Genomic DNA, 12,967 nt, shown 5'->3' on the forward strand with positions numbered 1-12,967 from the left:
GCTGGGCCGGGTCGGGGCGCATGTCGCCTACCATGGGTTGAGCTCAAGACTTCCAAACCCATAGGGGAACTAGCGTGCTGCAAAAGTTGCTGCGTCTCGGCGAGGGCCGGATGGTCAAACGCCTCAAGGGGGTGGCCGACTACGTCGACTCCCTGGCAGGCGATGTCGAGAAGCTGACCGACGCTGAACTGCGGGCCAAGACCGACGAGTTCAAGAAGCGCGTGGAGGGCGGCGAAAGCCTCGATGACCTGCTGCCCGAGGCGTTCGCCGTCGCGCGCGAGGCGGCCTGGCGGGTGCTGGACCAGAAGCCGTTCAAGGTGCAGTTGATGGGCGGCGCGGCGCTGCACTTCGGCAACGTCGCGGAGATGAAGACCGGTGAAGGCAAGACGCTGACCGGTGTGCTCCCGGCCTACCTCAACGCGCTGTCCGGCAAGGGCGTGCACATCGTCACCGTGAACGACTACCTGGCCAGGCGCGACGCCGAGTGGATGGGCCGTGTGCACCGGTTCCTCGGCCTGGAGGTCGACGTGATCCTCGCGCAGATGACCCCGGACCAGCGCCGCACCGCCTACGCCGCCGACATCACGTACGGCACCAACAACGAGTTCGGCTTCGACTACCTGCGCGACAACATGGCGCACTCCCTGGCCGACCTGGTCCAGCGCGGGCACAACTTCGCGATCGTCGACGAGGTCGACTCCATCCTCATCGACGAGGCCCGCACCCCGCTGATCATCTCCGGCCCCGCCGACGGCGCGTCGCAGTGGTACACCGAGTTCGCGCGGATCGTGCCGCTGATGGAGAAAGACGTCCACTACGAGGTCGACATCCGCAAGCGCACCGTCGGCGTGCACGAACTCGGCGTCGAGTTCGTCGAGGATCAGCTGGGCATCGACAACCTCTACGAGGCGGCCAACTCGCCGCTGGTCAGCTACCTGAACAACGCGCTGAAGGCCAAGGAGCTGTTCCAGCGCGACAAGGACTACATCGTGCGCGACGGTGACGTGCTCATCGTCGACGAGTTCACCGGCCGCGTGCTGGTGGGCCGTCGCTACAACGAGGGCATGCACCAGGCCATCGAGGCCAAGGAGCGCGTCGAGATCAAGGCCGAGAACCAGACGCTGGCCACGATCACGCTGCAGAACTACTTCCGCCTCTACGACAAGCTGGCCGGCATGACCGGCACCGCACAGACCGAGGCGGCCGAGCTGCACGAGATCTACAAGCTCGGCGTGGTGCCCATCCCGACCAACAAGCCGATGATCCGCGCCGATCAGTCCGACCTGATCTACAAGACCGAAGAGGCCAAGTACATCGCGGTCGTCGACGACGTCGCCGAGCGCTACGAAAAGGGTCAGCCCGTCCTGATCGGCACCACCAGCGTGGAGCGTTCGGAATACCTGTCGCGCCAGTTCACCAAGCGCCGGATCCCGCACAACGTGCTCAACGCGAAGTACCACGAGCAGGAGGCCTCGATCATCGCCGAGGCCGGCCGGCTGGGCGCGATCACCGTCGCGACGAACATGGCGGGCCGCGGTACCGACATCGTGCTCGGCGGGAACCCCGACTTCCTCACCGACAAGCGGTTGCGCGAACGTGGCCTGGACCCGGTGGAGACGCCCGAGGAGTACGAGAAGGCCTGGCACGAGACGCTGTCCGCGGTCAAGGCCGAGTGCGCGCGCGAGGCCGAAGACGTGATCGCCGCGGGCGGCCTGTACGTGCTGGGCACCGAACGGCACGAATCCCGCCGTATCGACAACCAGCTGCGCGGCCGCTCCGGGCGTCAGGGTGACCCCGGCGAATCCCGGTTCTACCTGTCGCTGGGCGACGAGCTGATGCGACGGTTCAACGGCGCCACCCTGGAGGCGTTGCTGACCCGGCTCAACCTGCCCGACGACGTGCCGATCGAGGCCAAGATGGTCACCCGCGCCATCAAGAGCGCGCAGACGCAGGTGGAGCAGCAGAACTTCGAGGTCCGCAAGAACGTCCTCAAGTACGACGAGGTGATGAACAAGCAGCGCGTGGTCATCTACGAGGAGCGCAGGCGCATCCTGGAGGGCGAGAACCTCGCCGAACAGGCCCGCAACATGCTCGTCGACGTGATCACCGCCTACGTCGACGGCGCCACCGCCGAAGGCTACTCCGAGGACTGGGATCTCGAACAGCTCTGGACCGCGCTGCGGCAGCTCTACCCCGTCGGCATCGACCACCACGACCTGATCGACTCCGACGCCATCGGTGAGCCCGGCGAGTTGACCCGCGAGGAGCTGCTCGAGGCGTTGATCGCCGACGCCGACCGCGCCTACGCCGAGCGGGAGAAGCAGATCGAGGAGATCGCGGGCGAGGGTGCGATGCGCCAGCTCGAACGCAACGTGCTGCTCAACGTGCTCGACCGCAAGTGGCGCGAACATCTCTACGAGATGGACTACCTCAAGGAGGGCATCGGCCTGCGCGCGATGGCACAGCGCGATCCGCTCGTCGAGTACCAGCGCGAGGGCTACGACATGTTCATCGGCATGCTCGAGGGACTCAAGGAGGAGTCGGTCGGGTTTCTGTTCAACGTCGCGGTCGAACCCGCGCCGCAGCCCGCCGTCGCCCCGATTGCAGCACCGGCGGGTCTGAGCGAGTTCGCCGAGGCCGCCGCCGCGCAGGCGCAGGGTGGTGTGGCGACCAAGGAACGGCCCACCGGAACCGGCCTGCGCGCCAAGGGAATCGACGACGAGTCGCGTCCGCTGACCTACACCGGGCCGTCGGAGGACGGCTCGGCCGAGGTGCAGCGGTCCGGCAACGGCAGCGGTGCGCCACGTCCTGCGGCGCCCAGCGGCGGCACCCGCAAGCAGCGGCGAGAAGCCGCGCGCCAGCAGGCCCGCGAGCAGAAGGCGATGCGCAGGCGTTAGCTCTGGCGTCAGGTCTCGACGAGGGCGGCGATCCGGCCCAGCGTGGCCCGCATCCCGTCCTCGGCCTGTTTGGGTGTCCCGCCCCTTTTGAGCAGCAGGCGTTGCCGGTCCTCGGATATGTCCCAGGTTTCGCGCACCAGCGTGCCCTCGGGGTTCGGTTCGAGTTTGTAGCGCCAGATGCGCCCGCCGATCAGCCCGAGGGGGCCCATCGTCGTCTTCCACGCGATGCGGCGGTCGGGTTCGAATTCGACGACGGTGTTGGTGGTCCGGTACGGAACGAACAGCGACTCTGGCTTTCCGCGCATCGCCATGCCGAATGTCGCACCGGCGGAAAGAGGTTGGGACTTCTCGCCGGGGGTGTGAGCGACAGTGCCCGAGCCGTCGAAAGCCGGATGCCTGCCGGCGTCGGCGAGCAACGCGAAGATCGCGGCCGGGGACGCCTTGATGACACGCTGCACGCTGATCGAGTTTCCCTGCACGCCGAGCAGGCTAGCGCTCACCCGATCTGCAGCGCGACCACCCGCCAGCGTCGTCCGTCGAACGCGATGCGCGCCGCGATCGCGCGGATGCGCTGTCCGCGACTGTAAGTTCCGAATACCTCCGCGGCCGGACCCTCGTCATCGGTGACGCGCACCCTCACCCGGCGCAGGGTGGCGACGGTCGACTGCGGATGCCGGGTCATCGCGAGCACGGTTTCGATCGGCCCCGGCGCCAACAGCGGGCGCAACTGCGCCACCGGACGACGCCGGTCGATCACCTCGAGCACGCGGCGCAGCGCCGCATCGGCGAATACGACCGCGGCGCGCGGCGGGGCCGGCTCCGCGGGGATCGGCACCGGCCGTTGCGGGTGCCGCTTGCCCGGTCCGGTGCCTGGCCTGCCGGATGTCCGGCGCCGCAACGCTTTCGGCGACGGTGGTGGACAGGCGACGGCACCGAGGGGTGGTGGTTCACAGTCGATGACGGGCGCCACCAGCGCAGCCTCGGCAGGGGTGCAAAATGATGTCACAACGCGTTCTCCAGCTACTCGACGAGACAGGACCCGTCTGCTGGAGAGTGGCAGACACCACCATGATCGCACGGCCCGCGGGGGCCCACAGACAGCGATGGGCACCCGTGATGCGCATCCGCAGGGTTTGCCTATAGCGTGGCGGGGACTTCGACGCTCGCGGTCGCGCCGCGGCAGTACAGGGGAGGGACGACGTCGCGATGGTCACCCGGTTGTCGACGGCGGACGCGTCGTTCTACCACCTGGAGAACACGTCGACGCCGATGTACGTGGGTTCGCTGTCGATCCTTCGCAAACCCCGCGGCGGCCTGAGCTACGAAGCCCTGCTGGCCACCGTCGAACAGCGGCTGCCGCAGATACCCCGCTACCGGCAGAAGGTTCGTGAGGTGACGCTGGGCCTGGCGCGCCCGGTGTGGGTGGACGACCGCGACTTCGACATCACCTATCACATCCGTCGCTCCGCACTGCCGTCTCCGGGCAGCGACGCCCAGTTGCACGAACTCATCGCACGGCTGGGTTCGCGGCCACTGGACCGGTCGCGGCCGCTGTGGGAGATGTACCTGATCGAAGGCCTGGCCAAGAATCGCCTGGCGATCTATACGAAATCCCACCAGGCGCTGGTGAACGGAATGACGGCCCTCGAGATCGGCCACGTCATCGCCGACCGCACCCAGAAGCCGCCCGAGTTCGGCGAGGACATCTGGATTCCGTTGCGCGAGCCCAGCGATCGACAGTTGCTGCTCGGTGCGCTCGGCGAGTGGATCATGCGGCCGGCCGAGCAGATCGGTGCGGTCCGCTCCGCCGTCGTCGACCTCGCGACCAACGCGGGCCAGTTGGTCGACATGGGCCGGCGGGCCCTCGAAGTGGCCCGCACCGTGGCGCGCGGCACCGCGCCGAACAGTCCGCTGAACACCACCGTGTCGCGCAACCGGCGATTCACGGTCGCCTGCGGGCAACTCGAGGACTTCCGCACCGTGCGCGCCCGCTACGACTGCGACGTCAACGACGTGGTGCTGGCCGTGGTGGCCGGTGCGTTGCGTAATTGGCTGATGTCGCGCGGTGAACCGGTGACATCCACGGCGCGGGTGCGGGCGATGGCGCCCATGTCGGTGTATCCGGATGCCGAACTCGACGCGACCGGCCCGGGCCAGGCCATCAGCGAGGTGACGCCGTTCCTCGTCGACCTTCCCGTCGGGGAGGGCAACCCGGTGGTGCGGCTCTCGCAGATCGCGCACGCCACCGAGTCGGCATCCACCGCCTCGAGCCTGGTCGACGCGAGAACCATCGTGACCCTGTCGGGATTCGCTCCGCCGACCCTGCACGCCATGGGCATCCGGGTGGCCACCACGTTCTCGGCGCGCCAGTTCAACCTGCTGATCACCAACGTGCCGGGCGCGCAGCATCAGATGTACATCGCGGGCACCAAACTGCTGGAGACCTACGCGGTGCCGCCGCTGTTGAGCAACCAGGTGCTGGCGCTGGGGGTGACGTCCTACAACGGCATGGTCTACTTCGGCATCAATGCCGACCGCGACGCCATGAGCGACGTCGATGTTTTGCCGAGTCTGCTGCGCGAATCGCTGGAAGAACTGCTAGAGGCGGCCCACTAACACCGACCGTGCGTTTGCGGGATTGACTCTCTCGCCGCCGGCGGGGTCGAATTGGGTCACCATGACGACGAGCGCAGAGAACGAGACGCCAGGAAACTCCAGGACCGCGACGCGGCGCGCGCTCGAATCGCCGACCGATTCCGTCGTGCCCCACCCGGCGCTGGATCTGCCGCCAGGAGATGACGCCATCACCCGGTCGCGCGGGGTGGATTGGATCGTCTTCGGGGTCACCGCCGTCATCGCCATCGCGTTTTTGGTGTGGGGCTTCGTCAGCACCGAATCGCTGGCATCGGCGTCGGGCAGTGCGCTGACGTGGGTGATGGACAACACCGGGTGGCTGTTCGTGTTGACGGCCTCCGGTTTCGTCGTCTTCATTCTGTGGCTCGCGATCGGCCGCTTCGGCGCGATCCCGCTGGGTCGCGACGACGAGGAACCCGAGTTCCACGGGGTGTCGTGGGTCGCGATGATGTTCAGCGCCGGCATGGGGATCGGCCTGATGTTCTTCGGGGTCGCCGAACCGCTTTCGCACTTCGCGACACCGCCACCGGGCACCGGCGAGCCGGGCAATCCGGAGGCCGTGCAGACCGCGATGGCCACCACGCTGTTCCACTGGTCGCTGCACCCGTGGGCGATCTACGCGGTGGTCGGGCTGGCGATCGCCTACGGCGTCTACCGCAAGGGTCGGCTGCAGCTGATCAGCGCGGCATTCGAACCGCTGCTGGGCTCGCACGCCAACGGGCCGTGGGGCAAGGTCATCGACATGCTGGCGATCTTTGCCACGCTGTTCGGCTCGGCCGCCTCACTCGGGTTGGGTGCGCTGCAGATCCGCAGCGGTCTGCAGATCGTCGGCGGTATCGGAGAAACCGGCAACACCGTCCTCATCGTCATCATCACGGTGCTGACGATGGCGTTCGTGCTGTCAGCGGTCTCCGGGGTCGCGCGCGGCATCCAGTGGTTGTCCAACATCAACATGGTGCTGGCGATGGTGCTCGCCTGCTTCGTATTCGTCGTCGGGCCAACGGTTTTCATCCTCAACCTGTTGCCGACATCGCTGGGCAGCTACATGGCCGACTTTGCGATGATGTCCGCGCGCACCGGCGCCGAAGGCGCCGACGTCAACGAGTGGTTGCAGTCGTGGACGATCTTCTACTGGGCGTGGTGGGTGTCGTGGACGCCGTTCGTCGGCATGTTCATCGCGCGGATCTCCCGGGGCCGCACCATCCGTCAGTTCGTCACCGGCGTGTTGCTGGTGCCCAGCCTGGTGTCGCTGGTGTGGTTCGCGGTGTTCGGCGGTTCGGCGATCCGTGTGCAGGAGGAGGGCACCGACCTCGCCGGTGAAGGCAGCATCGAGGCCCAGCTGTTCGGCCTGCTCGACCAGTATCCGATCGCGGCGATCGCCAGTGTGCTGGTGATGCTGCTGGTGGCGATCTTCTTCGTCTCCGGCGCGGACGCCGCGTCGGTGGTGATGGGATCGCTGTCCGAGCGCGGCACGATCAGACCCGGTAGAGCCACCGTGATCTTCTGGGGTGTGGCCACCGGCGCCGTGGCCGCGGTGATGCTGCTGGTCGGCGGGGAGGACGCCCTGACCGGGTTGCAGACCATCACCATCATCGCGGCGCTGCCGTTCGTGGTCGTGATGGTCGGCATGGCGGTGGGGCTGGTCAAGGACCTGCGCCGGGACCCGCTGATGGTCCGCAGGCAATACGCGAGGGAGGCCGTCGACACCGCGGTCATCCAGGGCGTCACCGAGCACGGTGACGACTTCGTCATCTCGGTGGAAAAGGATCCGGCGAGCGAGAAATCGCCTGACGACTAATCTCGCCTGGTGCGCGTCTACATCCCCGCGACCCTGACCATGCTGCAGCAGCTCGTGGCCGAGCGGTTGCTGCATGCCCGCAGCGGTACGGCGTTCGCGCTGACGCCGGCACTGCGTGAGTCCTACGCCGAGGGCGACGACGAAGAACTCGCCGAGGTCGCGCGCCGGGAGGCCGCGCTGGCATCGCTGCGACTGCTCGCCGGTGAGGGAGTGGGGGAGCTGCCGCCGCGGCGCGTGGTGGTGGAGGCCGAGGTCAACGGCGTGACGCCGCGGCCCGATCTCGACGACGCGGTGGTGCGGCTGGCCGGTCCGGTCGCCTTCGAGGACGTCATCGCCGCGTATGTCGACAATGCCGACGCCGAGTCCGCGGTGTTGGCGGCGATCGAGGCCGTCGACGAGGCGGATCTCGGCGACGAGGATGCCGACTTCGTCGTCGGGGATGCCCAGGACCACGACCTGGCCTGGTACGCGCCGCAGGAACTGCCGTTCCTGCTCGAACTGCTCTGATCCGCGCATCGGCCGTCATCTCGGCTGGATACGGAAGCGTAGGTTACGGTACCGTAGGTTCATGGCCAAGAACTCCATCAAGGTGTCGGCCAACGTCGTCGACACGGTGCGGCCGACGGTCGCCGGGACCAGGAATCCGGGCTTACACGCGTTGCGCACGATCGTGGGGCGAATCACCACGCCGCTGCTGCCCGACGACTACCTCAAACTTGCCAACCCGTTGTGGTCGGCGCGCGAGCTGCGCGGCCGGGTGCTCGGCGTCCGGCGCGAGACCGAGGACTCCGCGACGCTGGTGATCAAGCCGGGATGGGGTTTCTCCTTCGATTACCAGCCCGGCCAGTACATCGGGATCGGCGTGCAGATCGACGGTCGTTGGCGCTGGCGGTCCTATTCCCTGACCTCGGCACCGTCGCGCACCGCCCGAACTATCACCATCACGGTCAAGGCCATGCCCGAAGGGTTCTTGTCGACGCATCTGGTGGACGGACTGGCGCCGGGCACGATCGTGCGGCTGGCCGCGCCGCAGGGCAACTTCGTGATGCCCGACCCGGCCCCGCCCAAGGTGCTGTTCCTCACCGGCGGCTCCGGTGTCACGCCGGTGATGTCGATGCTGCGGACGCTGGCTCGGCGTGACCAGATCACCGATATCGTCCACTTGCATTCTGCGCCAACGCAATCCGATGTCATGTTCGCTTCGGAACTCGCCGACCTGACCCGTGCGCACGACGGTTACCAACTGCGGACCCGCGCGACGCGCAGCCAGGGCCGACTGGACCTGTCGCGTCTCGACGACGAGGTCCCCGACTGGCGTGAACGACAGACCTGGGCGTGTGGGCCCGAGGGCATGCTCGATGCCGCCCAGCGGTGCTGGTCGGCCGCCGGCCTCGCTGAACGCCTGCACCTCGAGCGTTTCGCGGTGTCCAAGGCGGCCGTGCACGGGCAGGGCGGCACCGTCGAGTTCGCGCGCAGCGGCAAGACGGCCACGGTGGACGCCGCGACGCCGCTGATGGAGGCCGGGGAGCAGGTCGGTGTGCAGATGCCGTTCGGCTGCCGGATGGGTATCTGCCAGTCATGTGTGGTGGGCCTCGTCGAGGGACACGTCCGCGACCTGCGCACCGGTGTCGAGCACGAGCCGGGCAGCCGGGTGCAGACGTGTGTGTCTGCGGCATCCGGCGATTGTGTGCTCGATGTCTGAGGTTTACTGGCTGGTAACCTACGGGTACGTAGGTTACGGTAGCGTAGGCGCCCGAGAGGAGGCTTGACGATGGCAATAACCGACGTTCCCGAATTCGCGCATCTGACTGATGCGGATATCGAGAGTCTGGCTGTGGAACTGGACGCGATCCGGCAGGACATCGAAGACTCCCGCGGTGAGCGCGATGCGCGCTATATCCGTCGCACCATCGCGGCCCAGCGTGCGCTGGAGGTCGCTGGCCGCCTGATGCTGGCCGCGAGTTCACGCCGCTCGGCTTGGTGGGCCGGAACCGTCACCCTGGGCGTGGCCAAGATCATCGAGAACATGGAGATCGGCCACAACGTCATGCACGGCCAGTGGGATTGGATGAACGATCCCGAGATTCACTCCTCGACGTGGGAGTGGGACATGAGTGGCTCGTCCAAGCACTGGCGCTTCACCCACAACTTCATGCATCACAAGTACACCAACATCCTGGGCATGGACGACGACGTGGGCTACGGGCTGTTGCGGGTCACCCGGGACACGAAGTGGAAGCCGTTCAATCTCGGAAACCTGCTCTACAACACGATTCTCGCGCTCGGCTTCGAGTGGGGTGTCGGCCTGCAGCACGTGGAGCTGGGCAAGATCTTCAAGGGCAGGGACAATCGCGACGAAAGCAAGACCCGGGCGCGGGAGTTCGCCGCGAAGGCGGGTGCGCAGGTGGTCAAGGACTACGTCGCCTACCCCGCGCTGACCTCGTTGTCGCCCGCGGCGACATTCCGGTCGACGCTGACGGCCAATGCGGTAGCGAACGTGATCCGCAATGTCTGGTCGAATGCGGTCATCTTCTGCGGCCACTTCCCTGACGGCGCAGAGAAATTCACCAAGACCGACATGGCCGGTGAGAGCAAGGGCCAGTGGTATCTGCGCCAGATGCTCGGCAGCGCCAACTTCGAGAATGGTCCGGTGCTGCGGTTCATGAGCGGCAACCTGTGCCACCAGATCGAGCACCATCTGTACCCGGACCTTCCGAGTAACCGGCTGCACGAGATCTCGGTGCGCGTGCGACAGGTGTGCGACAAATACGACCTGCCCTACACGACCGGTTCGTTCCTGGTGCAGTACGGCAAGACGTGGCGGACCATCGCCAAGCTGTCGCTGCCGGACAAGTATCTGCGCGACACCGCCGACGATGCGCCGGAGACGCGCAGCGAGCGGATGTTCGCCGAACTGGAGCCGGCCCAGCGGCGTGGTCTCAAGTCGTCGATCGCGGCCGTGCGGGCACGTCGTCGCGAGAAGCGCGCCAACCGCGAGCAGGCCCGGATTCAGCGCGCGGCCTAACTTCCATTTGGCGCGAGCGTGCGAGTCTGCACACGACACACCGCTGATTTTCGTGAGTTTGTGCACGCTCGCGGCGCGGTGAACGTGCGCCCGCGGCTGAGGCCGACTCGGGGGCTCGACTCGGGAGCCCGATGGGGAAGCCTCTGAGAGTGGCATGTTCCGTTGTGGCGTGAGCCGGAGCGGCTTGCTTTGCGCACTGTCGTCGAGTGCGAGCGTGCGTAAAGTGTCGATTTTCGTCGGCGTGTCGTGTGTAGACGCGCACGCTCGCGCGGAGAGTGATCAGTAGGCCGCCGACTCGTGGAGCGCGGCCAGCAGCCTGCGCGCCGCTGCGACGCGGTCCACTGCGGCGCCGCTCAATGTGTCCAGCGCGCACTCCGGATCGGCGGGCGGACCCATGTGCCCGCATCCGCGGGGGCAGTCCTTGATCGCCTCGGCCAGATCCGAAAAGGCCAGCAGCACATCGTCGGGTTCGATGTGCGCCAATCCGAACGACCGGATACCGGGCGTATCGATCACCCACCCGCCCGGTTCCAGCGGCAGCGCCACCGACTGGGTCGACGTATGTCTGCCCTTCCCGACATCGGTCACCTCGCCGGTGGCCCGTTCAGCCTGGGGGACAAGACGATTCACCAACGTCGACTTCCCGACCCCCGAATGGCCGAGCAGAACGGTGACCCGTCCCGCCAGCATCGGGGCCACGGCGTCGAGCGGATCGTCGCGGCCGGCGGTCGTGATCGTCAGATCGAGGTCGGCGAACTGCGCCGCAAACGGTTGCGGCGGCGCGAGATCCGTCTTGGTCAGGCACAGGATCGGCTGCAGCCCGCCGGCGTAGGCGGCGATCAGCGCGCGCTCGACCAACCCTGTGCGCGGCGGCGGGTCGGCCAGCGCGACGACGATCAACAGCTGATCGGCATTGGCGACCACTACACGCTCCGTCGGGTCGGTGTCATCGGCGGTGCGGCGCAACACGGTTCGTCGATCGCCGCGGCGCACGATGCGGGCCAGAGTGTCGGGCCGGCCCGAGAGGTCACCGACGATGCCGACCTCGTCGCCGACGACGATCGGGGTGCGGCCCAGCTCACGGGCGCGCATCGCGACCACGCGGCGGCCGGGGTCCCCGCCCAGCGCGCACCCCCACCGCCCCCGGTCGACCGTCACCACCATCGCTTCCTGCGCGTCGGCGTGCTCAGGACGAATCTTGGTCCGCGGCCGCGAGCCTCGGCCGGGCCGCACCCGGACATCGGACTCGTCGTACTCGCGTCGGCTCAAGCGGGGTCGACCTCCGCCGTCTGCCCCGCGAGCATGTCGGCCCACAACTGCGGGAAACCGGGCAACGTCTTGGCGGTGGTGTCGATGTCCTCGACCGCGACGTCCGGCACCCGAAGCCCCACGATCGCGCCCGCGGTGGCCATCCGGTGGTCGGCATACGACCGCCACAGCCCGCCGTGCAGCGGTCGGGCCGTGATCACCAGTCCGTCCTCGGTCTCCTCGCACTGACCGCCGAGACCGTTGATCTCCGCCGACAGTGCCGCGAGCCGGTCCGTCTCGTGTCCACGCAGATGTGCGATGCCCGACAGCTTCGACACCGAGCCGGGGGAGGCCAGGGCGGCCAGCGCAGCGACGGCGGGCGTGAGCTCACCGACCTCGTGCAGATCGACGTCGATACCGCCGTACACTTGGGCGCCACCCACTTCGAGGTATGTATCACCGTGTTGCACAACGGATCCCAGCTTCGTCAAGATCGAGACGATCGTGTCGGCCGGTTGCGTGCTCACCCGCGGCCAGCCCATCAACCGCACGCTGCCCCCGCTGACCACCGCCGCCGCCAGGAACGGCACCGCGTTGGACAGGTCGGGCTCGATGCCCCAATGCCGGGCAGCCACCGGCCCCGGAGACACCCGCCATCGGTTGTCGCGGCTGTCGTCGACGTCGACTCCGGCGTCGCGCAGCATCGCGACCGTCATCGCCACATGCGGTGCGGAGGGCACCGAGCCGCCGGTGTGCACGACGGTCAGCCCGTCGCGGAAGCCCGCCCCCGACAGCAGCAGCCCCGAAACGAACTGGGACGACGCCGAGGCATCGATCTCCACCGTTCCGCCGGTGACCGATCCGGTGCCCCGCACCGCGAAGGGGAGGCCCTCGCCGTCGATGTCGACCCCGAGGCCGCGCAACGCGTCCAGTAGGGGCGCGATGGGGCGGGCGCGGGCCTGTTCGTCACCGTCGAACACGACCGTGGCCGTGCCCAGGGCGGCCACCGGCGGCACGAACCGCAACACCGTGCCAGCCAGTCCGCAGTCGATACGCACCCCGTCGCTCGGTGCGATCCGGCCGCTGACGGACAGTTCGTCGGCGTGACCCTCGACCGCCACGCCGAGCGCGGTCAGCGCCCCGATCATCAGGTCGGTGTCGCGGCTGCGCAACGCCCCGCTGATCGTCGAATCGCCGTTGGCCGTGGCCAGCGCCGCCAACAGCAGCGCCCGGTTCGTCTGCGATTTCGAGCCGGGCACGGTGACGGTGGCATGCACCGGAGTTGTCGTCGACGGTGCAGGCCAGGCCTTGCCTTGCTGGTGTCCGGGCGCGCTCACTGCTCCATCTTCCCCTGTCGGCTCGCCG

Annotated in this window: 10 protein-coding genes; 6 read left to right on the forward strand and 4 right to left on the reverse strand. The window is 67.8% G+C overall.

Translation table 11 applies throughout. From position 1 onward, the window contains the following. Positions 1-74 precede the first annotated feature (74 nt). Entirely contained in the window at positions 75-2,897 is a 2,823-nt protein-coding gene (gene secA / locus AU072_RS03220) for a preprotein translocase subunit SecA (RefSeq protein WP_064412444.1), read from the forward strand. Between the two features lie 8 nt (positions 2,898-2,905). Here secA and AU072_RS03225 read toward each other — a convergent pair whose 3' ends face one another. Then, positions 2,906-3,376, reverse strand: coding sequence for an SRPBCC family protein (locus tag AU072_RS03225; protein ID WP_064412518.1), 471 nt, complete (start codon positions 3,374-3,376; stop codon positions 2,906-2,908). A gap of 17 nt (positions 3,377-3,393) precedes the next feature. Further along, complete coding sequence (locus AU072_RS03230; protein WP_235629793.1) at positions 3,394-3,867, reverse strand: Rv3235 family protein; 474 nt, start codon at positions 3,865-3,867, stop codon at positions 3,394-3,396. Positions 3,868-4,103: 236 nt separating this feature from the next. Here AU072_RS03230 and AU072_RS03235 point away from each other — a divergent pair, with 236 nt between their 5' ends. The 5 genes from AU072_RS03235 to AU072_RS03255 all read left to right on the forward strand — a co-directional run bounded on the left by AU072_RS03235 (position 4,104) and on the right by AU072_RS03255 (position 10,354). After that, positions 4,104-5,513 (forward strand): WS/DGAT/MGAT family O-acyltransferase, encoded by a 1,410-nt coding sequence (locus AU072_RS03235; RefSeq protein ID WP_064412446.1) that lies wholly within the window; start codon positions 4,104-4,106, stop codon positions 5,511-5,513. Positions 5,514-5,574: 61 nt separating this feature from the next. Further along, on the forward strand, positions 5,575-7,329 hold the full coding sequence (locus AU072_RS03240) for a BCCT family transporter (RefSeq protein ID WP_064412447.1): 1,755 nt from the start codon (positions 5,575-5,577) through the stop codon (positions 7,327-7,329). 9 nt (positions 7,330-7,338) lie between these two features. Further along, the gene (locus AU072_RS03245; protein ID WP_064412448.1) at positions 7,339-7,836 is read left to right on the forward strand and encodes a DUF6912 family protein; all 498 of its coding nucleotides are present in this window, start codon (positions 7,339-7,341) and stop codon (positions 7,834-7,836) included. Positions 7,837-7,897: 61 nt separating this feature from the next. Continuing rightward, on the forward strand, positions 7,898-9,031 hold the full coding sequence (locus tag AU072_RS03250) for a ferredoxin reductase (RefSeq protein ID WP_064412449.1): 1,134 nt from the start codon (positions 7,898-7,900) through the stop codon (positions 9,029-9,031). 69 nt (positions 9,032-9,100) lie between these two features. Continuing rightward, positions 9,101-10,354 (forward strand): fatty acid desaturase family protein, encoded by a 1,254-nt coding sequence (locus tag AU072_RS03255; RefSeq protein ID WP_064412450.1) that lies wholly within the window; start codon positions 9,101-9,103, stop codon positions 10,352-10,354. Between the two features lie 279 nt (positions 10,355-10,633). On the opposite strand, the gene rsgA is transcribed toward AU072_RS03255, so the two are convergent. Together rsgA and aroA are read right to left on the reverse strand one after the other, a co-directional pair. Then, positions 10,634-11,623, reverse strand: coding sequence for a ribosome small subunit-dependent GTPase A (gene rsgA, locus AU072_RS03260; protein ID WP_064412451.1), 990 nt, complete (start codon positions 11,621-11,623; stop codon positions 10,634-10,636). Further along, a complete protein-coding gene (aroA, locus tag AU072_RS03265; RefSeq protein ID WP_064412452.1) occupies positions 11,620-12,939 on the reverse strand; it encodes a 3-phosphoshikimate 1-carboxyvinyltransferase in 1,320 nt (439 codons plus the stop codon). The genes rsgA and aroA overlap by 4 nt, the downstream gene beginning before the upstream one ends. Between the last annotated feature and the right edge of the window lie 28 nt (positions 12,940-12,967).

This window comes from Mycolicibacterium novocastrense (assembly GCF_001499835.1).
Lineage (GTDB): Bacteria > Actinomycetota > Actinomycetes > Mycobacteriales > Mycobacteriaceae > Mycobacterium > Mycobacterium novocastrense.

Coding starts and splice junctions, on each gene's coding strand:
- AU072_RS03235 (WP_064412446.1), top strand. CDS start 4,104: ATGGTCACCCGGTTGTCGACGGCGGACGCGTCGTTCTACCACCTGGAG.
- AU072_RS03240 (WP_064412447.1), top strand. CDS start 5,575: ATGACGACGAGCGCAGAGAACGAGACGCCAGGAAACTCCAGGACCGCG.
- AU072_RS03250 (WP_064412449.1), top strand. CDS start 7,898: ATGGCCAAGAACTCCATCAAGGTGTCGGCCAACGTCGTCGACACGGTG.
- AU072_RS03255 (WP_064412450.1), top strand. CDS start 9,101: ATGGCAATAACCGACGTTCCCGAATTCGCGCATCTGACTGATGCGGAT.